This window comes from Burkholderia sp. AcTa6-5, from assembly GCF_017815075.1.
In the GTDB taxonomy this organism is placed as follows: domain Bacteria; phylum Pseudomonadota; class Gammaproteobacteria; order Burkholderiales; family Burkholderiaceae; genus Burkholderia; species Burkholderia sola.
In genome coordinates, this window is sequence record NZ_JAGIQE010000008.1 from 123,902 (window position 1) to 145,665 (window position 21,764).

The following is a 21,764-nucleotide window of genomic DNA, read 5'->3' on the forward strand; positions in this document are numbered from 1 at the left end:
ACCGACCTGCGACCGAAGACCCTGGTTATGCGGAGGATCCATTGATGGATTCAAGCAACGTCATTGCCTCAACCGGAGTGAGAATTGAATCGATTCTTCCGCCCTTCATAAGCATGATCCGGTCCGCGGAAAGGACCGTCTCTGGGCGGTGGGCGATGATGACGCGCGTGATCTTCATCGACTTGATCGCCCGATTCACAGCCTTCTCGTTCGACACATCTAGATGACTGGTCGCCTCATCCAGCAACAGGATCTTCGGACGCTTGTAGAGCGCACGTGCCAGCAAAATGCGCTGCTTCTGACCTCCGGACAGAACCGCGCCCATGTCGCCCACGAGTGTGGAATAATTCATCGGCATGGCTTCGATTTCATCCTCGATGTTGGCCATCGCCGCGCACTTCGCGATCCACTCATGATCCGGACATGCGTCGAATCCCGAGATGTTTTCCGCGATCGATCCGCCAAACAGGATGTCATCCTGCAGAACGGTTCCGAATACACTGCGGACCTTCTCCACGCTCATCGATTCGACATCCTCCCCGCCAATGAGGATTCGCCCCTTAGCCCCCTGGTAGATGCCCAGAATGACATTGAAAATCGTCGACTTACCGCATCCTGAAGGCCCAATGATTGCCACCGATTCGCCTTCCTCGACCTTGAAATTCAATCCATCAATCACGTTTCGCTCGAATAGCGAATATTGGAAGGACAGGTCCTTGCACTCGAGGCTGCCAGACAATCTGGCGATATCATTTCCCAGGCCATGGCGAGTTCCTTCTGGCTTCGAAAGCACGATGTCGCCCAGCCGATCAGCATGTAGCTGCATGTTCTGAATGACGAACACGTTATCAATGAGCGCGATCACGCGACTTTCGAACAGCAGCTTGTATCCGATGAAGGCGATCAATGCGCCCACCGTGTATTCCCGCTCGATGACCAAGACAGCACCGCACCAGACCACCACGATGTTCTGGATGTCAAATATCAGGGTCCGGGCGAACTTCAGCCAAACATCAATCTTCGTCGTCTTAATCTTGGCATTCGTTTGTTTGACGAATAGCGAAATCCAGGTGAGTCGGCGCTGCGCCTGCTGACCATAGAGCTTGACTTGCCGCATGCCACGAATAGTCTCGAGCAGGTAAGAGCTCTGCTTCGTCCCATGAACAATCTCATTTCTCGACGCATCCAGAATCGAGGCGTTGAGAAGCCAACGCACCGCGATGTACAGAAGCGCGCTGACCAGGACCAGGGTCCCCATCAGCGGCTGGTAAATGAACAGCACGAGCAGGATGACGACGGAGAATGCACCGTCAAGCACCGATTCGACGAATGACGCGGTAAGCATTCGCTGAATGAAGTCAATGGCGCCGAATCGGGACAGCACGTCTCCCATGTGCCGTTTCTCGTAGTATTCGAGCGGCAGGGCGAGCATGTGCTCCAGAACATTGTCTTTCCACTGAACGTTCAGGCTGGTGCTCAGATACATCAGGAACCAGCTGCGCACCGAACCGATAAAATTCTTGAGCAGATAGACAATGCCAAAGCCTGCTGCGAGCGCGGCGATGACATACTGATCGTTGGCACCGATCGCACTGTCGATGACCAACTGAATATAGTACGGGGACAGCGCCACGAGAAATTCCAGCCCAATTGCCAAAAACAGGATCGTGGTGAGCGCTCTCATTCGCCCCCGCAGATTGCCCACCAGTTGACTCAGGGGAATGTTCTTCTGTGGTTCAACGACGATGAACTCCGGATCCGGCCATACCTCGATGGCCACCCCGGTGAACGCTCTGGACAGGTCTCCCAGTTCGATTTTTCTCTCGCCGTATGCGGGATCGACGATGACGACGTGCTCGGTGCCGATTTGTTTCAGTACGACAAAATGATTGAAGTTCCAGTGCAAGATGCACGGGAGCTTGATCTGCTCAAGACCGGCAATTTCAGTACGGATCGGCCGGCTGGACAAGCCGTTGTGTTTGCACACGCGGAGTAGTGAACCAAGCGAGATCCCCTTCAGCGACACGGAGAACTTGAGCCGGAGGTCGCGCAGTGTCACGTGGTGGCCATGGTAATTTGCCAGCATCGCCACGCACGCGAGACCACATTCCGTCGACTCAGTCTGCAGGACCGTCGGGAATCGGGTACCGAATATACGTTCGAAATATGCCTTCTTTTCCATTGCTTATTGTTTGATTCTTTCCGACGCGGCGAAGATCGGGCGCATAAGCCATTGATAGATTCGATGCCGTTCCACCATGATGTCAGCCTCGACCATCAGCCCTGGCTTCAACGCATAGCTTGTGCCGTTACCGCTCACGAACTGCCGCTCGACACGGGCCTTCACCAGATACATGGGCTCCGACACCGACAGCTTGGAACCCAACGCGATATCGTCCGGCATCAGGGAGGTTTCGGAGATCGAATAGATGACACCCTTTCCCTGGCCAAACTGTTGATACGGAAAAGCCGAATATCGCAGATACACGACATCGCCCTTTTTCACAAAGCCAATGGCCGCGGCCGGAACGAGAAGCCGGGCTTCGATTTCCGCCTGCAAAGGCACCACGAAGGAGACAGGCTTGGTGCTGTCGTAGTAGGAACCGTCGACACCCTGAATCGCAGTGACTCTTCCCGATGCCGGAGCCTTGATGATGGCGCCCTTCTGGTACTCCGCAGCCAAGATCTGCTCCTCAAGCACCAACAGCTCGCCTTTGATCAATAAGGTTCGCTTCCCGAAATCCGACGCCTCCTTGTCCTTCTCAAAGGAAAGGTTCGAGATGTCTCGACTCAAGGTTTCGGACAATTTTTGCCGTTCCTTGTAGTCAATTCTGCTGTTGATTGTCGAGATTACCTTTTCAGCCATCGTATCCTCGGAAATCGCCTCCTGGGCTCGCGCTACCTCATACCGCTTCAAGCTCGCTGACAGCAACTCATTCTTTTGCCGAACATCTTTTATCTGCACGCCAATCAACTTCAGCTCATTCTGTTTCGAACGGATTTGATATTCGATGTTCCTCAAGCTATGTGCATAAGTCGACTTCTCGCTCTCGAGCTGCCTCCGTAGCAAATCCTTTCGCTCGTTGAGAAGGTTGATCGCCTCGGTCGAGGCTCCCCTGTTGGCCAAGCCAAATACCTCGGTCGAAACCAGGAACAGCGGCGCGCCCTTTTTGACAATCCCATCTTCCTCTACGAAGTACTTATTGATGACTCCAGGCTTCGGCAGATATACCGGTATCGCCCCGAGCGTAGAGATCAGTTCTCCCTTTACCGCCACCCTTCTCGCGTAGGATCCGAATATCGTTACCAGAAGGATCGCGAAAATAGAAATCGACACCAACGCAAGCACCTTTTTATACGACCGAGGAAGAAACAAGAGGACATCGCCATAAAGGCCCGCCGACTCCTTTCGCGCCTCCAACGCATCCTTCCTAAATAATTCATTTTTATCCATGAACGCCGATCGTCAATTATCTACTCCGGCCACCGGCCGAAGAAGACATCCAAATCAACCGAAAGATAACCCTCTCCTGCAATATTTTCGGCACAGAATATCTGATGTCCCATCATAATTTTCAATATTTTAGACTTGAGCTGTGCCCTGATTCGCTCTCTCCGCCCATCTTGTTTCATGCTTGCATTAATGCACTCGCTTGCCAAATCGATCAATCGCTCCGCCGGCTCAACATCAATCAATAGAGACCTTGAAAGGTTGTGGACTCGTTTGAAAAGAATGTGTGCGAAAGGCTGCTCATTCAAAGACAGTTTTTTTGCGACCAAGCAATGCGTAGTAGCGAACCTCGGAAGTGGTTCCTTGAGCTCCGCACGAGACGAATCAAGCCGATTGTTCTGCCGCCAGAAACAACAGCGAACGGTCTCGTAGATCAAACTATAGAACTCAAAGCTCGCTGCAACCTGAGCTGACTGAATCAATATTTCCGCCATATTGCTGGGCAATGAGACATCTACTGGCCCGGGTCCATTACCCTCAAAAAAGAGGGCCTGCTGAGCCATCGTGATGTATTTAATTATCGTCGCCCTGGATGCGGCGCAGGCCTCTTTTCTCCCAATCAGATACCCACTTTTATCGGCAAAACAATATATCTCGTCGGGAGTCAAATTAACCCGCGAAAGTTCCCCGTGATGCTCAAGGGCAATGACGGCGAGTAGATTTACAAGACCATGAAAGAAGCGCGAAGCAATGGAACAGACCGCGGGCACTTCGACGCACCCACCAAGGATCTTATTGACAAAATAAAACCCCGGCGACTTGTAACAAACATAAGCGAGTGTATATAAGTCACCAAGATCGCACATGGTATTGCTCACGATATTTCGGCTGCGCAAATGCCAGGCGATCTCTCGTATAAATGCGGCGACCTCATTTTGATGCTGCACCAATGCTCGTAGCGATTCCACATTGATCGGCTTCTCGGTATTCGCTCTTGAGTCTGAATAGTGACACGCTTGGTAGGCCGAGCTATCGAGTTTGTACAACACCGATCGACCTTCCAAAACCGGACGACCGTCTACGTCCAGGCAATCTGGCGGGCAGAAAATCATGAACGCCTTATTTCGCTTCATGAAATCAAGCCCGAAGGGGTAAGGTAGATCGATTGCCATCTTTGCGTTATCTATATACTACAACTGTCCTTTGGTTATCTTGCCAATCATTGGTTGCGCACCGAATTTCCATGCCAGCCTTCAACACACCAAACAACCCGATTGGATATTACGCCCTGTGTTTCAAATAATCTCTATCGCTCCATTTGTCGCCAGCGAATAGAGAACCTCAGAAAGCTCGGTGCCAGCATGATTTGGAAATTCATTCTCAATTTGAGAAATCGTTACTTCCCTATTCTCAACAAGGAAATCTTTCAAGAGCTGCAATTCACTCTGAAACCAGATTTTCCCATTGCTTGTGACAAAATAATCTTTCGAAAGATCGCTTCTCAACACATTGAGACGTATCCGTGCGTCGCGCGCCAAGGCGCCGATACTGGCGTCGCCCAGCTTTTCGAGATTCAGTCTTGTTTCGAGGACCTGATCCGCAACATGAGCCTCCATGAATTCCTGGTAGCAAGCGGGATCGTTCAGGCGCTCGAAGATAACGTCGCTAAGCGAACGAATGGTTCCCTTGTCCTGAGCATAGTTCTCAAGCGCCATCCGCGCGTAGATGCACTCCGGCAGCTGCCGAAACACCCATTTTGCGTAGTCAACTGCGAATGCCGGGAAGGTGCCGATGGCCAAGTGAACCGTTGGCTCCCCAAGAGGGGTGACGTTATGCCACCAACCGCGGGGAATATAGAATACATCGCCCTCCTCAAGAACAAAGTCCAAATATGGCTCTTCCGGGCATGGAAACTTATCTTCCAGAAATTTACTTTGATGCATGTAGAGCGGCGCCTCAAATGAGGGCGCATATACTACCCATCGCTTTCTACCTTTCAATTGCACTGCAAAAACATCCCTGGAATCCCAGTGCTCGCGGTAGGAGTCCGTCTTTCCAAAGGCGACATATGCTGAAGTTACAGTCTGGCGCCCCGTAAACTGTGCAATTTCTTTCGCATAATCATTGAACTTTGGCTCATCGTAGATGTGATTGGCGACCAACGTCCCACCCTGACGCAGAAAATCATAGAGCGCAGGCTTGTTCAGTTCTCGCCGAACGTCCCCGATATGAAAGTACGTGTGCACATACCGCTCTTTATCAACATTTCCGCTTGGAAACGAAACGCGGAAATTTTCCGAATGAGGATTGCATCTCGAAATGATGTCATTGACATCCTCCCATCGAACGCTCGATACATCAATCGCCCCTTTGATTATAATGGGCCGCCTCTCCTGATATTTTCGCTTAAACTCTTCCGCACCAATCTTAAAATTAATTATCATTCTCACGAAACCGATGGCAGATTTATGGGTTCTCAGCAGTGACGACCAATCAAAAGCCGTCGACGCAGAAGCTCTCGCGCCCCTTTTTCCTCGACAAGTGGCCGAGCCCCTTTTAAATCGATTTAAGGATCCACACATGCGATGTTCGAGTTGCGAAATCTACCGCGACTCTTTATTATCTCTCTCGCCCGATACTCGACGCCTGCCGCCAGAATTTAATCTGGCAGCAGAATTAGCCTATTATCAGACCAGCCTAATTTAAGCGTACGCGACCCCGCTGTAAGAGCCACCAGACTTCGCCGCGCCCGAAATGAGAAGGATCTCGTCGGACGTCAGCTCACGAGCAAATGCATCCATCAGATCCCCATAGCTTGCGCGACCGCCGCTCAATCGCTCGAGGTTGAGCCGGCTAGTTGCAGGCTCGATTTTTAGTTCCGAATGAAATTGCAGGCCATTGCTTGACATTTTACTTCCCCTTCGTTTTATAAAAAAATGAAGATCTACCAAAGGCAGCAGATCCTCCCCGCGAAAAAATGCTATCTACCTCGGTTGCGAGATCACACCATCACATCTTGATCTACGCCATCAGATCGAGCGACTGAGTAGTTGTGATAGATATACCATTAAGCCGTCGAACGATATACTACAATATTTCAATTTCATTACGCAACAATATAGACGGCGCTCCATTTCATCGCACGAACGTTACGCCGACGCATTTAGATCCACTAGAATATCTTATTGAATTCGTGTTTCTGAAAATTTTTTCAATTATTTCAAACATCAACCGACCAAGGGAAAACCGGAATTCCGGTGTATTCCGGAAGAACGCCAAACACGATTCAAGCAGAATTTCATGGCGAACTGATAGCAGTTGCATTCCAGCAGCACGAGCTAGAGTTCACCTGCATCTTCCCCGTTAAACGCTTACCAAGTAAAATACCCATTAAAGGGGTCAAATAGAATAGGACGAGTTCGAAAATCAATCAAAATTAAATGTTAAATCAGGGCAATCGCATGAAATGTTACGAGGAGTTTACGTTCGCGGAGTGAGCGGTTGGCGACCATCCGACGAGCTTCGCCAGATAGCGGTCATTGGCACATACCAACATGCGCCGGTTTTTCAATCCGACTTTTGTCGTGCGCTCCTCGCGTAGCAGGTTCAGCGCGATTCGTCGCAGGACAGCGAAGTTCTGTGCAGTGTTGCTCCATCGAACCCTGCCCCACGCTACACGCCCAGGCGATCGGCCCTGACGATGACAGGTCCGACGAACACCAGCTTGCGCAGAGAAGCCCGGGGCCCGTAATGCTGCATTTTGAAATATGGGGCGCGCCAATGCGATGAAACCTCGCCTTGCTTACTGGCAGCCGGTAGCTGGTCGGCCAGTTCCTCATCCAGCAACGCCGGCCCCACGATAAAGCGGTCGTACAGTTGCTCGATCTCCTCCAACCGCTCGGCACGCCGGCGTTTACCGAGGCCGCTGAAGTCCCGCGCCGCATCGGTATAGGCGCGGTCAAGTGTTACCTCGGCCTGACGGGCGTTAAGGTACAGCAGCATCTTGATCACATAATCCAGGGTGCCGCGCCATTGCGTTTGGGTCTCACGGTCCTCGTTCCGCGGGGGTATACCGTCCGCCGATGGCTTGGAAAACACGCGGTCCAAGGCTTCACGAATGGTCATGTCCGGCGCATCGCGGCCGAACGAGATCGCGCGGAACTCAAGCCTCTCACCGCCGTCGACATCCATACGGGGAGACCAAGCCAGGAAATCAATGGTCTTCTCACTACGAAAGATCGCGATCAGCTCACCACTACCCGACCCGCGGCTCCTGTCACCGCCCTTCGGGAGAATGCAGAGCGTGTCGGCCGGCAGCTCCATCATGCCCAGAGGCACGTCATCGGCAATGCTGGCTGTGTCGAGCAGGCGATGCAAGGCAATGCTGGGCTCGTAGAACATACCTCCACGCAACTCGAAAGCCTGCCAGACAGCGCTTTGCCTGGCATCGTCGTCCATGCTGTCGAACGACAGCCCCTTAAGGCCGCCCGGCAGAATGGTGCGGACCAGCGCGCGCACGCGGTCCATCGCTTGGATGATCGGGGCGTCGGTCAAGGCCGCCGTGAGCGGATCGCCCAGCGACGGGGGATCGAGCGTATCGCGCAATGCCTTCCACGCAGCCAGGGCCCCTGACACACGGAACCTCACCGGGATAGGCAGCCGCTCGTAGCTCCGGCCGAGACCTAGTCGGCTCTTGTCCATCGCGGCGATCAGCAGCCGGCGAAGCTGGACCAGCCGTTGCCGCTCAAGCCGGTTGCCGTTGGGTGGGGCTACCAACAGAGGGCGTTGCCGGCGGGTCTGCGCATAGCTCGCCGTGAACGATGCCTCGTAATGGACACAGACCTCGAAGAAGGCAGGCTGCGGCAGCACCTTGCCACCCCAGTAGAACTCGAACCGGATGCCGTAGGACAGATCGGCGCGATACCGCGGAGAAACCTTCCGCCCGGAGAGCCACGCCACCATCTTGGGACGCAACAGCGTCCAGATATCGTCGATGGCCTGCAGCTTCTCCCCCAGATCACGCGGAACGAACTCGCCGCTCGTCACATCCACCGTAGCGCCTGGCACGATGCCTCTGCATCGAATCCATCGCCCCCTGAAGGCCAAGCTGGCCTCCAGCGCGATGCAAATCAGATCGCCGGTATCGCGCGTTGCGCCATCGTTGACATCGATGCGTTGGCCAGCAGCGTTCATACCAGCTCCTGCAAAAATGTTTCGGGTATTTGGTTCACGTTCACGATGCTGATGCACTGACCAACGGTGTCGTTGTGGCCGACGCGCGCCGGTAGCCGGCGGTCTGCCGATCTACCGACGCGACACGTCGAGTAACGTGATACTGCGGCTACTGTGCCGCCACTGTGTCATGCTCGGGCCGCGCCGACAGCAGCGTGCGCGGCAACACGAACCCCTTGAACAGCGGCTGCGTGAACGGATTGTTGGCCTTCTCCGCAGTGACCCGGTAGCGCATGCCACCATCGCTGGCAAGGAAGCTCAGGTCCACACTGCTTGCGGTGGCGCCATTGAGCCGGGCCTGACTGAGCAAGCGGAACATCGACCACGAACCTCGGAAAGTGAGGCTGCTGCTGTTACCGGCGCCGTTGATGAGGGTCAGGCGGCTTTCGTTGCTCTCGGCCAGCGTGTTCGGCCAGATAAGGCTCGTGCTCAAGGTGGGGCCGTGGCTGTAAGTGATCAGTTGCCCTTCGATGCTGAGCGAACTGCTGCGCCGTGTGGGCGTCAGCCCCAGCGGCTCGACAACGAACTGCACGCCGAGCGCCCCGCGAGCATTGAAGAACGCATCCCTGATTCGATCCACCGCCTCCAGCTGGGTCAACACGTCGGTCTTGATCAGATAGCCACCGCGACGTTCCGAATAAAGCACCTCGAGATTGTCGTCAACGAACGGCTTCAAATATTGCTCCCGGAACTGCTGCAGTTTTCCTTGGGGGCCGAAGAACGCCGTGAAATCATCCAGCGACGCGTCCTGCTTGCTGGCGGGATTGAAGGGATAGCGCTGCGCCAGGCGCTCGTTGTAGAAGCGATAGATATCGGTATCCCAACGGCGCTCCACCTCACCCAGGGCTTCGATCAGCACCACCTGCGCGGCCTCGCTCGCCAGTTTGGATACCTGATGATTGAGCGGCTCTGGCAGGCCGGCGGCCACCCTTTGCAGATTGCCGAAGGGATCGGCTCCCTTCATGGCGAAGCGGTCGAGTACGACAGTCAACGCCGCCTTGCCCTGGTTTGGACTGTCTTGAACGCGTTTGACCGTCTCATAGACTGCCCCGATCGCCAGCATCGTCTCGTCCAGGTAGGCCGGCTTGTCCCCCTTGGCTATCAGCAACTGGGTCAGCGGTGCGAAGGCATGCGTGATATCGGCGATGGACGTCGGAAGCTGCTTCTTGGCGACGCCTTCCTTCGCTTCTCCCGCTACGATGCCATCCGCGGCAGATGCGCCGCGCTGTTCGCCGCCGAACCCGCTGTTATCCCGCACCGTCTCTACCAGGCGCCGTAGCGGCGCGGCAGGGCTGGTGACGGCGCCAAGCACGCCGACAGCCTGGGTAAGATCGGCAAAGTCTCGCACTTCCAGTTGATTGATGCCGCGCTGCCAGGTGTCGATGTAGTCGCGGCTGTAGATGGCGCGGATCCGGTCGGCCAGCGCCTGCTTGTCGGCTTCCGAGTAATCGATATTGCTACGCTCCCCGAGCGCCCACTGATCGATCATCGCCAGCTCGGTGAGATCCTTGCTGTGTGGTGCGAAGTAGTTCGTGTACCCCTTGGCCGTCAACAGTGCGTCGATACGTGCGCCGGCACCGGCACGCGTGTTGTCCGCTGCGCTCGCCGCGCCCGGCTGGTAGACGATGTCGAAGGCCGGGCCAATCTCGTTGCGCAGATCAAGCGGCGTGCGCAGCGCCTCGCCGGCCTGGTGGCGCATCGTCATGTAGACGCGTTGCGGCATCGGCACCAGCCGCAGGTCGCGCTGCACCGCCGACAGTTCGCTCTTGAACTGGGGAAGACTGGTGTCCGCAAAGCGCATGGCGTAGTCGAGATGGTTCATCAATGCGCGCTGAACGCCGTCCTGCCCCGGGAAGGCAGCCTGCCACTGCTTGCCCATCCAATCTTCGACGATGGGCGGCCTGCGGTTGGTACGATCCTCGATCATCCGATACACCCGCAGTGCGGCCAGCTTGGTATCGTCCGGAGTATCGGGAGCAATCATCCTTGCCATCACACCACCTGCAAGCGCCGGCAGGAAACGCTGGGACAACAGTGCGAGATAGGCCTCATCGACCTTGGGACCGATCTTGCGTCCCTGGTACAAGCCGAAATCGGCAAGTACGGGCCATGCGTGGCGATACTCTTCGTACACTGCCACGGCGCTGCGAATCTGGTCCAGCGGCTGCAGGAGGTTGCGGCCGGTCGGATCGGTCTGCCGATCGATGGCATGCGTGCTGTAGGCTCGGCTGCGCTCCAGCACCATCGCGGCCTTGTCCCGGTTGATGCCGTAGTAGTGGGACCAGGTGCCGATAATGACCACGCAACCCAGCGACGCAACACCGAAGCTGAGCGCCAATGTGCGCCGCTTATCCGCCATGACTTTGAGGTTGTCGCCAGCCAGGCCGGATTCCGGATAGATCACGCGCTGGAACAACTGCTGGGCGAAGTAGACCGAGGACCGGCCGCTGGGGTGTGCCGAAGAAGTCAACTCCCCCACGCCATACACGTTCGATGCCGAGTTGATGAACGCATTGTTCAGTAGCCCTTGCTGGTGCACCGACGAGAAATACACGCCACGCGGCAACGCCGGCGTCGAATAGCGGTCGCTGGCAAGGACATCCGCCAGGAAGCCGAGCAGTACCGGCCGCATGCCGGAAAGCTGGCGGACCAACGAATACAAGGCCTCGCGCTGCCGCAATTCGACCGGCTCGCTGAGCGAATCGAAAATCTGGTCGTTGAGTCGGGCAATAAATCCGTCGTACCGCTCCGCCAGCTCGGCAAGCCAGGCGTCATAGTCCTGCACCGAGTCCAATGTAAAGGTGAAGCCGAAGATGTCTTCGCGCATGGAACGCTGCATCCGCGCGAACATGGCTTCGAACCCGTCCATCAAATCGAACTTGCTGAGCACCACATAGAGTGGCGGGCGCGTTCCCAGTTGCTGGCTGAGCTCTATCAGCCGAGTACGCAGAAGAATGGCCAGCGCCTTGCGGTCGCTCGGCTGCTGGTTCAGCAGGGTAACTACGTCGACCATGAGCACCACGCCATTGAGCGGGCGGCGGCTGCGATTGCGCCCCAGCCAGCCGATCAGGCTGTCCCAGAGGCGGGTGTGCAGATTCTCGGGAAGCGCTTGCCCGGAAGCCGCGAAGGCGGCGGTTACCTTCCCGGCTTTGGCCACGCTGCCCGCATCGGCTTGCTCACCCTCGTGCGCAGTGCCGTCCTCGCGGACATGGCTGATCAGCTCGCCAGGCGGGTCAATCAGCACAGCTTGATCACCCATCCACCAGTCGATGGCGTACACCAGATCGGGATCGTCGTGAAGCCCTCGGCTGCCCGCCTTCACCTCACCCGTCAGGGTGAAGTTCTGGCTGGAACGATTGAGGAAGCTGGTCTTGCCTGATTTCTCCTGGCCCAGCACCAGATACCAAGGTAGCTGATACAGCTTGTTGCGCCCCTGGAGGCTGCCCTGCAAGATCGCCAAACTCCGATCCAGCGCGCGTTCCTGGGCCTGCACGAAGCGCAAGCAAGGATCCTCCTGTCGCCGGACCTCCTCCGTGCGCTCGGCCTCCAGACGGCGGTTTCGCGTTCGCAATGACAGTGCCCACACGAGCAGCGGCAGTGTCAACAGCACGACCGTAGCCAATACCCTCATCGCGAGGCCAGCCAACGGCTTACGCCCGGCGATCGTCCACTGCGGGCCCAGCCACCAGATGGCGGCCAACAGGAACACGAGTCCGAGCAGCAGTAACAGCGGCGTTCCTTGCTTTGCCCACCTCCGCACGGGGCGGGCGTAGCGTTGGAAATTGGACCATACCTTCCACATAGTGATGCTCCTTTCTTGTTTCCTGCGTCCTGATGCAGCAGCGCGCTACGAAGCCGTCTGCTTGGCGAGATGGTTGTAGAGTTCCGGCTCCCACAGCGCGAGCTCGGCCCTATCGATAATCTGGTGGGCAGCGGCGTAAAGATTCGTTGCCAGCCAGGAGTGCCCGCGAGCGTGCAGCAGATCAGCCGCGATCGTCATGGTGTGGCAGCGCTCGCGCATGGAAGAAGGCGCCTGCGCCTGCATCTGCTCCAGCAGTTGCAGGAAGGGCTCGACTCCGGCATCCAGTCGCGCCGCCAGTTCGTCGCGCAGCACAGAAAAGTCATTGGTGACCATGCTCGGCGCAGAACCGGGGCAGCCGGCGCCGCTCACCCATTCCTGCACGTCGCTATCGACGAATGGCCTGCCATCGCCGAACTGCAGGTCGAGCAACGCCGGCAAACGCAATAGAAAGTGCTCTGTTCGAAGCCGGATAGCCTCCGCCACCTGCGGCATCTCCAGCCGCTCGGCGATCGTGGCGGACAGAAAACTCCCCCGTATCCAGTACGGCGACGACGTCACGCTCTTTTCCACGCGCTGCAACAAGACGGGAGTGAGCGCATTGGAGGCAAGGGCCTCCTGATAGCCTTCCACGATATCGACAGGCACGGCCATCAATTCGGTTCGGCTGCCCTTGCTTGCGGACGGCGCCGAATTCAAGTGCGCCCACAAGGCGAAGCGGCGCAGCAGATAGCCGGTGGGATCGTACGCATCCTGGCGGTTGATGATCTCCGCCATGGTCAGGAGCGAGCGTCGGTTTTCGCGCTCATTGCCATGACTCCCGGCCGCCGTGCCGAAGAACTCTTCACTGATCGCCGCTCGCTCCGTCTTGAAGGCGATCGGCGCCGATTCCCGGCCTTGATCGGGCGAGCGCATTTCCTCCACACGGCGTCTGAACTGCCCCACCAATCGAGTGAGCGTCGGCTCGTCCAGCCTGGCCATGCCGGCATTGGCCTGCAGGCTATCCAAGGCTTGCAGGCCGGTGTCCCGCCACTGCTGTGCGAAGCTGGCCGGATCCAATCCCGAGAGCGCATCCACCAGACGGTCCAGTTGCAAGGTGACCAGTTTCCGCTTGGCGGGCAGCCCGGTCGCCCCGGGCTTGGGATAGCCGCTCTCCCAGAACCGCTCGATCATGCCGGCCAGAAGCGCAGCGGCATCCGCCCACCCGCCCCAGGTACGGCAGCGCAGACGTGCCACGATCAAATGCCCAGCTATCCGGAAGTGTTTGCTCTGGCTGCAGAGATATTGCCGGGAGGCCTCGTCGACATAGGCCCAGTCGATCGTCGACGCGTGCAGGCCACCGAGCTTGACCATCTCGTGCTCGATTGCCTGGAAGGTCTCCTCTTCCTCGTCGTAGATGCCCGCCGGTTGCTTGCCATCCAGTGGCGCGAGCAGCGCATCGATATCAAGTGGAATCGAGCTGCTCACCAATGACATGCCTCACGCTGTTGCTTCATCAGCGCATGCAGATTCGTCGCATCGAACACCAAGTCGGAGAACGGCGGATAGTCGCTCTCCACCTGCAGGCGGCCACCGGCGCCGACCAGATGGCGCAGCTGCTCGATGGCGACCAGGCCGCGCCCCGCATCCACCACGGTGCCGTCTTCCAGCACCTGCCATGGAAGCGGCCGCGAAATGGGCTTGCCGTCCAGCAGCAGGCGGATATTCATCCGATTAGGGTCGACGGGACGGCTCGCCAGCAGTTGCAGGCGGGAGATGTTGGAAAGGCAACTGATGGCCAGTATCGGTGCCTCCGCTGAACCGCCCATGGCTGGCGCGGAAATCACCACGCTCCAGCGCCCGGGGAGCGCTTCTCCTTTGTGTGACAGGCGGAACCCGGTTTCTCCCGCTACGCGGGCAGCCTCGTTAAGGCTTACCAGGCCGACGATCTCCGGCGGCTTCACCGACGCCTTGCCTCTATTCGACGATCCCGCAGCGGCCATTGGCGGCGGCTGCATCGTCTGCGCGGGTGGGCCCCCGGCCGCGGCATCGTAGCAGGCCAGGCGCTCCACCGCCGAAACGATGCCGGTGCATGCTTTCCCCGTGGCGCTGGCGGCGGCGGGTGCACGGTTGGCATCTGCCTGCTTGCCGGCATCGCAACCGGCCGCGAGCACCGCGAGCGCCAGTGCCAGGCTGATTGATCTCATGTTGTTGAATCCTCCCTGTCCAGATTCCATTTCAGGCATTTACGGGCCAATGTGCGTTTGGGAATGCCCAGGCTCCGGGCCGCGAGCGTGCGCGAACCGTTCGCCAGCCGCAGGCGCTCGTCGATCAAGCGGCTCTCGAACGCCGCCAAGGCTTCAGGCAGATCTTCGGTGTGCCAGAGGTCATGCAGGGGGTGCTGAAGCTCCGCAGCCATTTCGTTGCGCTTCCGATCCGGCTGGAGACCTCGCAGCGCTTCAGGCGTGATTGATTGGCCGGCCTTCGTGCGTTCGGCGGCGACCAGCACCAGACTGCGCAGTTCACGCACGTTGCCCGGAAAGGAATGCGCCTGAAGCAGGCTCAGCGCGCTAGCGCTGAACCCCGGGATGTGCACCTGGCACTCGCGGTTGTATTGCAGCAACGTGTGCTCGGCCAGAACGGCGATATCCTCCGGGCGCTCGCGCAATGCAGGGACATGCAAGGTCTGCTGGCGGATGCGAAAGTACAGATCCTCTCTGAAACGTCCCTCGGCGATGCGCTGCGGCAACGGCTGGTGGGTAGCGCAGATCAACCGAAAGTCCGAGCGGCGCTCCTGGTTGGCGCCCACCGGGCGGTACTTCTTCTCGTTGAGCACCCGCAGCAGTCGTCCCTGCAATTCGAGAGGCATGTCGCCGATCTCGTCCAGAAACAGCGTGCCGCCGTCGGCCTCCGCCACCAGGCCTTTGCGCGCCTGGCTGGCCCCGGTGAAGGCGCCGCGCTCGCTGCCGAACAGCTCGGCCTCGATCAGTTCCTTGGGGATCGCCGCGCAGTTCACCGGTACGAACCTGCCGCCGCGGCTGCTTGCCTGATGGATGAGCCATGCGGCATGGTCCTTGCCCGCCCCGGTCTCACCGGTGATCAGGATCGCCAGCGCCGAATCCAGCATGCCCAGCATGTCGTCGCGCAACTGGCGCGCGGCGGCGCTGGTGCCAACGAACTCGGTGGCCAGCAACCGAGCCGCGCGTTCGCGCGAACGTGCGTTCGCATGCGCCTGGTCAGCCCGGGCATGCCGGGCTTGGATTTCATCGCCAAGATGCTTGTTCAGCCTGGCAAACAAGTGCTCGTGAATCTGCATCAGCGTCTGCCAGAGAGGGGCATGGCGAAGCTCGCGCAAAGTGCCGGCCTCGCCGAACAAGGCCAGTACCGCGAACGCACGTCGATTCGTATCGCGCAGAGGCAAGACCAGAGCACCCTGTTGCATCGGCAAGTGCTCGCGCAGACTCTCGAACGTCGTCCCGACATTCACCAGCGCGTCGATACGCTCTACCGTGCAGGGCTGGCAGCCGACCAGACCATAGACCAGCGGGTTGTCCAGCTCGCTCATTGCCTGATCGGGGAATCCAGACGCGATCTTCGGAAAGCTCGCCAAGGGCTGCAGTTGGTCGCCGGTACTGTTCAGGCAATAGCACACCCCCTGACTCAGCCCGCAGGACTCAACGATCGTCTTCAGCAGTGGCATCGCCAGTTCCGCCGGGGTCGTTGCCCACGTCAGATCCCGCGCAAGCCCAGCAACCGCGAGCGGGTCCAGATGCACGGCGTGGGTCATTCCAGCACGGCTTCGAAGGCGCTGCCATTCCACGACAGCTCGGCGCGGCGGAACGCTACGCCTTCGGCAAGCCGCCGCAGCACGGACAGCGACAACGGCGGCAGCAACTCGCCGTCCAGGCTCGCATCGAGCATGCGCGCCCCGTTCTGATGGCGCATGCACCGCGCCCTGAGCTCGTCACGGGCGCTTGTCGCCAACGTCAGGGCCGCATCGTAGCGCTGGGCGAACTGACGCTGCAGCCGCTGCAGGCGGCTCTCCACAATCTCGCCGAGCACGGCCTCGTCCAGGTAGCGATACGGCACCACCTGCATCCGCGCCAGGAGCGCCGGCTTGAAGAACTGCGTGAGGCGGTCGCGAAGCGCGGTCTCATCCTGATCTGCCAGGCTTGCATCCTGCTGGTCGAAGCCGAGGTTGGAGGTCAGGAAGAACAGCACGCTCTTGCAGTCGATCACGCGGCCCTCGCCATCGGCGAGTTCACCCTTGTCGAACGCCTGGTAGAAGAGGTTCAGCACGTCAGGGTGGGCCTTCTCGACCTCGTCGAGCAGCACCACCGAGTAGGGCTGCTTGCGAATCGCTTCGGTCAGCACGCCACCCTCACCGTAGCCAACGTAGCCCGGTGGCGATCCGAGCAGGCGCGACACCGTATGCTTCTCCTGAAACTCGGACATGTTGATCGTGGTCAGGAACTGCTTGCCACCGAACAGCGAATCGGCCAAAGCCAAGGCCGTCTCCGTCTTGCCGACGCCGCTCGGGCCAACCAGCAGGAATGCCCCCATCGGCGTGCCGGGCCGCCGAAGATCAGCCACGGCGGTCAACAGGTGCTTGTGAATGCGCTCGATGGCGATGTCCTGCCCCTTGACCCGCTCACGCAACACCTCCGGCAGCGACGCCAGGCGCGCCATCTGGTCGCTGTCGATGGTCGTCGCCGGAATGCCGGTCCAGTCGGCGATAACCTGTGCGATCTGCTCGCGCCCCACCTCCGAACGCAACAGCGCGCCCTCACGTTGCAGCGATGCGAGCCTTGCGACTTTCTCGGCCAACACAGACCGAGGCGCACCCTCCTGGTTTGCGTCCACGTCGCTCAACGGCCCGCGCAGTGCCTGTATCTCGTCGACCAATGGCTTCTGGACGGCCCAGGAATCCATCAGATCGCCAATGCGCCCCTGCACCTCCCGGCGAGCGCGGTCCAGAGCACCCTGGCGCCGCCCGTCGTCATGGCATAGACCGGCGCGCACGTCGCGCTGCAGCAGCGCCGACTCGGCGTCGATCTGCGACAACTCATGCTCCAGGGCACGCAGCCGGCGTGGCGGCTCGGCAAGCGCCGTCGCCACGCGGGCGCAAGCGGTGTCCAGTACATCGACAGCCTTATCGGGCAGTTGCCGGCCCGAGAGGTAGCGTGCCGAAAGCGTTGCCGCGGCATGCAAGGCCTCGTCGCTGATGTAGACACCATGGGCGCGCTCGTAGGTCTCGCGAAGCCCCCGCAGGATGTGAACCGCTGTCTCGGGAGACGGCTCGTCGAGCTTCACCAGCTGGAAGCGCCGGCTGAGCGCCGCATCCTTCTCGAAGTACTTCTTGTATTCAGACCAGGTCGTCGCGGCGATAGTGCGCAACTCACCGCGCGCCAGCGCCGGCTTCAGCAGGTTCGCGCCATCGCTGCCGCCGGCCGCATTGCCGGCACCGATCAGCGTGTGCGCCTCGTCGATGAACAAAATGATCGGCGTGGCCGAACCCTTGACCTCGTCGATGACTGCTTTCAGGCGCTTCTCGAATTCGCCCTTGACCGACGCACCGGCCTGCAGGGCGCCCAGGTCGAGACCCCAAAGCGCAACCGGGCGCAACGGTTCAGGGACATGCCCGGCAACGATGCGCAGCGCCAGCCCCTCGATCACCGCGCTCTTGCCCACACCGGCATCGCCCACCACGATCGGGTTGTTCTTGCGACGGCGCGAGAGGATGTCGATCATCAGGTCGATCTCGCCATCCCGGCACAACACCGGGTCCAGTTTTCCGGCCCGCGCCTGGGCCGTGAAATCATGGCCGTACCGCCCCAGCGCCGAATCAGTGGTGCCCAAAGCCAGCTGCGGGGCGCCGCTGGCTGTGGCTTGAGGCGTCTCGGCGGACTGCGCCAGCAGCGCAGGAAAGTCCTTGCGCCACGCTTCGCGGTTCACGCCTTCGAACAAGCGGATCGCCGGCAAGGGCAGATAACGCCCGACGTTGAGCAACGCGGCCAGCAGCAGGCTGCCACCACGGATCTTCTCTTGCCCCCACTCGAGCGAACCGAGCAGCCATGCCTCCTGCAGCAACTCGACGAGCAGCGGGGAAAACGACGGGTACTGGCCGCCAGCCGTCTCCTGGCTCGGGAACCCGGCCGACAACGCCTGCCGTACCGCGTCGAGCTCCAGCCCGGCCTGGCGAAGCAGCAGGCGAACGTCGCCCAGCGGTTGATCAATCAGCTTGAACAACACATGCGGAACCGTCACCTCGGCGCCGTGTTGGCTGATGCACAGACTGGCGGCCTCCTCCACGGCTTGCCGGGTCAGGGAGTTCAAGCGCTCAAACACTGCTGCAAGTTCGATTCGGATCATGAGGGGCAATCCGTTAATGGATGCAAGTAAAAAATGAGGTGGTCAGTGCGCTTTGGTTGTACGCGACACAAAAAGGACTGCTTACGAGGCCGCTAAATCGACAAGCCCGATAAGGAAACACGATATGAAGAATTAGTAAATAGAAAAGTCGTTATTTTTTCTTGATTGAATATCCAAAAGAGAAAATCGAACTCATCTGCCAAATAATTCTTCCTGCTTCGTACAAGTATTATCGACAGGAATTTTTCGAAGGTGTTAACTCGCCGTTTGGTCGCAACGCAATTTATCCGCCGCATTCCACCGAAGTCCGCCGAAGACCGCCAAGCGCACTCGATTAGGACTTGTCTCATCAGAATGTGAGGCGGTTTCGTATGGTGTCCCCCCCATTTCCGGGGTGTCTCAATTCGTAATTCAGTCGCACTTGTACCAACCAACGCCTTTACTAGGAGTCGTTATGGCGAAGAGAGAGGGAACTGTTGCCCCCAAGGAACGCATCAATATCACCTATGTACCGGCAACGGGCGATCAGAAGGCGGAAATCGAGTTGCCGCTGAAGTTGCTGGTTATTGGCGACTTCAAAGGCCACGAAGAGGAAACCGCGCTGGAAGACCGGCCGGTGGTGAATGTCAACAAAGACAACTTCAACGACGTGCTTAGCGAAGCCGGCGTGGCGCTGAAAACCACCGTCCCCATGCGGCTGGGCGACGCCAAGCCCGACGACACCCTGAGCGTCGAGCTGGATTTCAAGCACATCAAGGACTTCGGTCCCGATGCCGTGGCCCAGCAAGTACCCGAATTGCGCAAGTTGCTGGAGCTGCGCGAGGCGCTTGTCGCGGTCAAGGGGCCGATGGGCAACATCCCGGCCTTTCGCAAACAACTCCAAGCCCTGCTGGGGGACGAAGCTGCGCGCGACAAGCTCACCAAGGAGCTGAGCCAGGCACTGGGCGGCCAGGCTACCTGACGGCCGCGTCGCGCATCACCTCACACCACTGGTTTCAAGGACAAGAACATGAAGAGAGAAAGCGCTGTCGCCAAGGTTGAAGCGGCTCACTCGCAAGGTCTGCTGGAGCAGATCATGGCGCAGACCCGCATCGAACCCACGCAAGAGGGATATGCCGTCGCCGAGCGCGGCGTGCTGGCCTTCATCGCTGAAGTGCTCAAGTCGGACGATCACAATGCGCCCATCAACAAGATACTGGTCGATCAGATGATCGGGCGGATCGATGCGCAACTGACTGCTCAGGTTGACGAGATTCTCCATTGCGAGGAATTCCAGAACCTGGAAGCGCGATGGCGTGAACTCAAGAACCTGGTCGACAACACCGACACCCGCCAGAACATCAAGTTCGGCATGATGCACGTCACCAAGCCCGAACTGCTCGAGGATCTCGAAAGCGCGGGCGACATCACCCGAAGCGGCCTGTACAAGCATGTCTACACTGCGGGCTACGGCCAGTTCGGCGGCGAGCCGGTGGGCTGCATCGTCAGCAGCTACACCTTCGGCCCCTCGGCTCCCGACATCAAGTTGCTCGGTTACGTCGCAGCCATCGGCGCCATGGCACATGCGCCGTTCCTCGGCGCGGCCGGCCCGGAGTTTCTCAACGTCGAGAACTTCCAGGAACTGCCCAACCTGAAGGAAATCAGCGACATCTTCGAAGGCCCGCGCTTCGCCAAATGGCGCAGCCTGCGCGAGTCCGAAGACTCCCGCTACCTCGGCTTGACGATGCCGCGCTTTCTGCTGCGCCAGCCCTACGACCCGCTCGATAACCCCACCCGCACGTTCGTCTACCGCGAAGGCATCGACGGCGACCACAAGAACTACCTGTGGGGCAATACCTCGTTCCTGCTCGCCAACCGCATTACCGACAGCTTTGCCAAATACCGCTGGTGCCCGAACATCATCGGCCCGCTCTCCGGCGGTGCCGTCGACGACCTGCCGGTCCACCTCTACGAATCCCTCGGCCAGCTGCAGGCCAAGATTCCGACCGAAGTCCTGGTGTCCGACCGCCGCGAGTTCGAGCTGTCCGAAGCCGGCTTCATCCCGCTGACGATGCGCAAGGACAGCGACAACGCGGCCTTCTTCTCCGCCAACTCGGTGCAGAAGCCCAAGCTCTTCCCCAAGACCGAAGAGGGTCAGGCCGCGCAGACCAATTACAAGCTCGGCACGCAACTGCCGTACATGTTCATCGTCAACCGCCTGGCGCACTACCTGAAGGTCCTGCAGCGCGAGCAGATCGGCAGCTGGAAGGAACGCTCGGACCTCGAGCGCGAACTCAACAACTGGCTCAAGCAGTACATCGCCGACCAGGAAAACCCCTCGTCCGACGTACGTAGCCGGCGGCCGCTGCGTGCCGCTCGTGTGGTCGTGCAGGACGTGGATGGCGATCCGGGCTGGTACCAGGTCTCGCTCGCCGTGCGTCCGCACTTCAAGTACATGGGCGCCAACTTTGAATTGTCCCTGGTCGGCCGGCTGGACAAGGACTGAGAGGAGCCTACGGGATGCCAAGAACGCCAGGGCAAGGCAGCTTGTTCGAGCGACTCGATCCCGCTGTCCCGCCGCGACGTACACGGTCGCGGCGGGATCTGGCTGCCGAGCGCATTCAGGCCATCAAGCGGCACCTCTCCTGGCTCCTCAACGCGCGCCGGGGCAGCTCGCAGAGCAGCCCCGGCCTGGGGCTCCAGGAATTCAATGACGCGACCTCGAACAGCACCGACCTGCGATCTCGAATTTGCGAAGACATCCGGGCGACCGTCGAGGCTTTCGAGCCTCGGGTCAAGGCGGTCGAAGTGCTGCCGATCGCAAGCGACGACCTCCAGTTGCAGTTCCGGCTCCAGTGCGTGGCGTCGCTCAACAACATCGAAGAAATGCTCGAAATCGACCTCACCGTTTCGCGCCAGGGTCAAACGACCGTAACCACATAGGCATAGCTC

Annotated in this window: 13 protein-coding genes; 3 read left to right on the forward strand and 10 right to left on the reverse strand. The window is 59.0% G+C overall.

The genetic code is table 11. The features are described 5' to 3' along the window. Positions 1-25: 25 nt before the first annotated feature. The 10 genes from J8I33_RS13320 to tssH form a co-directional block, all read right to left on the reverse strand. On the reverse strand, positions 26-2,182 hold the full coding sequence (locus J8I33_RS13320) for a peptidase domain-containing ABC transporter (RefSeq protein WP_209936658.1): 2,157 nt from the start codon (positions 2,180-2,182) through the stop codon (positions 26-28). Between the two features lie 3 nt (positions 2,183-2,185). Continuing rightward, the gene (locus J8I33_RS13325; protein WP_209936664.1) at positions 2,186-3,454 is read right to left on the reverse strand and encodes an HlyD family efflux transporter periplasmic adaptor subunit; all 1,269 of its coding nucleotides are present in this window, start codon (positions 3,452-3,454) and stop codon (positions 2,186-2,188) included. A gap of 20 nt (positions 3,455-3,474) precedes the next feature. After that, positions 3,475-4,623: a hypothetical protein gene (locus tag J8I33_RS13330; RefSeq protein WP_209936668.1), complete on the reverse strand. Its 1,149-nt coding sequence runs from the start codon at positions 4,621-4,623 to the stop codon at positions 3,475-3,477. Between the two features lie 123 nt (positions 4,624-4,746). Continuing rightward, the gene (locus J8I33_RS13335) at positions 4,747-5,895 is read right to left on the reverse strand and encodes a cupin domain-containing protein (RefSeq protein ID WP_209936673.1); all 1,149 of its coding nucleotides are present in this window, start codon (positions 5,893-5,895) and stop codon (positions 4,747-4,749) included. Between the two features lie 1,228 nt (positions 5,896-7,123). Next, on the reverse strand, positions 7,124-8,644 hold the full coding sequence (locus J8I33_RS13340; RefSeq protein ID WP_209936674.1) for a hypothetical protein: 1,521 nt from the start codon (positions 8,642-8,644) through the stop codon (positions 7,124-7,126). A gap of 148 nt (positions 8,645-8,792) precedes the next feature. Then, entirely contained in the window at positions 8,793-12,485 is a 3,693-nt protein-coding gene (tssM, locus tag J8I33_RS13345) for a type VI secretion system membrane subunit TssM (protein ID WP_209936676.1), read from the reverse strand. A gap of 45 nt (positions 12,486-12,530) precedes the next feature. Continuing rightward, positions 12,531-13,949, reverse strand: coding sequence for a type VI secretion system protein TssA (gene tssA / locus J8I33_RS13350; RefSeq protein ID WP_209936678.1), 1,419 nt, complete (start codon positions 13,947-13,949; stop codon positions 12,531-12,533). After that, the gene (gene vasI, locus J8I33_RS13355; protein WP_209936680.1) at positions 13,946-14,668 is read right to left on the reverse strand and encodes a type VI secretion system-associated protein VasI; all 723 of its coding nucleotides are present in this window, start codon (positions 14,666-14,668) and stop codon (positions 13,946-13,948) included. Before vasI ends, tssA begins: the two co-directional genes overlap by 4 nt. Then, positions 14,665-16,248, reverse strand: a complete 1,584-nt coding sequence (locus J8I33_RS13360; RefSeq protein ID WP_209936682.1) for a sigma-54 dependent transcriptional regulator — start codon at positions 16,246-16,248, stop codon at positions 14,665-14,667. Before J8I33_RS13360 ends, vasI begins: the two co-directional genes overlap by 4 nt. Beyond that, entirely contained in the window at positions 16,245-18,833 is a 2,589-nt protein-coding gene (gene tssH, locus J8I33_RS13365) for a type VI secretion system ATPase TssH (RefSeq protein WP_209936684.1), read from the reverse strand. The genes J8I33_RS13360 and tssH overlap by 4 nt, the downstream gene beginning before the upstream one ends. A gap of 454 nt (positions 18,834-19,287) precedes the next feature. Between tssH and tssB the strand changes: the two genes are divergently transcribed. From tssB to tssE, 3 genes are read left to right on the forward strand one after another with little or no spacing between them, the layout of a single operon-like run. Next, positions 19,288-19,794, forward strand: a complete 507-nt coding sequence (tssB, locus tag J8I33_RS13370) for a type VI secretion system contractile sheath small subunit (RefSeq protein ID WP_209936687.1) — start codon at positions 19,288-19,290, stop codon at positions 19,792-19,794. 48 nt (positions 19,795-19,842) lie between these two features. Then, positions 19,843-21,318 (forward strand): type VI secretion system contractile sheath large subunit, encoded by a 1,476-nt coding sequence (gene tssC, locus J8I33_RS13375; RefSeq protein ID WP_209936689.1) that lies wholly within the window; start codon positions 19,843-19,845, stop codon positions 21,316-21,318. Between the two features lie 14 nt (positions 21,319-21,332). Beyond that, the gene (gene tssE, locus J8I33_RS13380; RefSeq protein WP_209936691.1) at positions 21,333-21,755 is read left to right on the forward strand and encodes a type VI secretion system baseplate subunit TssE; all 423 of its coding nucleotides are present in this window, start codon (positions 21,333-21,335) and stop codon (positions 21,753-21,755) included. Positions 21,756-21,764: the final 9 nt, after the last annotated feature.

Excerpts from the sequence above, each read along its gene's own strand:
- J8I33_RS13320 (WP_209936658.1), bottom strand. The coding sequence starts at position 2,182 with ATGGAAAAGAAGGCATATTTCGAACGTATATTCGGTACCCGATTCCCG.
- J8I33_RS13325 (WP_209936664.1), bottom strand. The coding sequence starts at position 3,454 with ATGGATAAAAATGAATTATTTAGGAAGGATGCGTTGGAGGCGCGAAAG.
- J8I33_RS13330 (WP_209936668.1), bottom strand. The coding sequence starts at position 4,623 with ATGGCAATCGATCTACCTTACCCCTTCGGGCTTGATTTCATGAAGCGA.
- J8I33_RS13335 (WP_209936673.1), bottom strand. The coding sequence starts at position 5,895 with ATGATAATTAATTTTAAGATTGGTGCGGAAGAGTTTAAGCGAAAATAT.
- J8I33_RS13340 (WP_209936674.1), bottom strand. The coding sequence starts at position 8,644 with ATGAACGCTGCTGGCCAACGCATCGATGTCAACGATGGCGCAACGCGC.
- tssM (WP_209936676.1), bottom strand. The coding sequence starts at position 12,485 with ATGTGGAAGGTATGGTCCAATTTCCAACGCTACGCCCGCCCCGTGCGG.
- vasI (WP_209936680.1), bottom strand. The coding sequence starts at position 14,668 with ATGAGATCAATCAGCCTGGCACTGGCGCTCGCGGTGCTCGCGGCCGGT.
- J8I33_RS13360 (WP_209936682.1), bottom strand. The coding sequence starts at position 16,248 with ATGACCCACGCCGTGCATCTGGACCCGCTCGCGGTTGCTGGGCTTGCG.
- tssH (WP_209936684.1), bottom strand. The coding sequence starts at position 18,833 with ATGATCCGAATCGAACTTGCAGCAGTGTTTGAGCGCTTGAACTCCCTG.
- tssB (WP_209936687.1), top strand. The coding sequence starts at position 19,288 with ATGGCGAAGAGAGAGGGAACTGTTGCCCCCAAGGAACGCATCAATATC.
- tssC (WP_209936689.1), top strand. The coding sequence starts at position 19,843 with ATGAAGAGAGAAAGCGCTGTCGCCAAGGTTGAAGCGGCTCACTCGCAA.
- tssE (WP_209936691.1), top strand. The coding sequence starts at position 21,333 with ATGCCAAGAACGCCAGGGCAAGGCAGCTTGTTCGAGCGACTCGATCCC.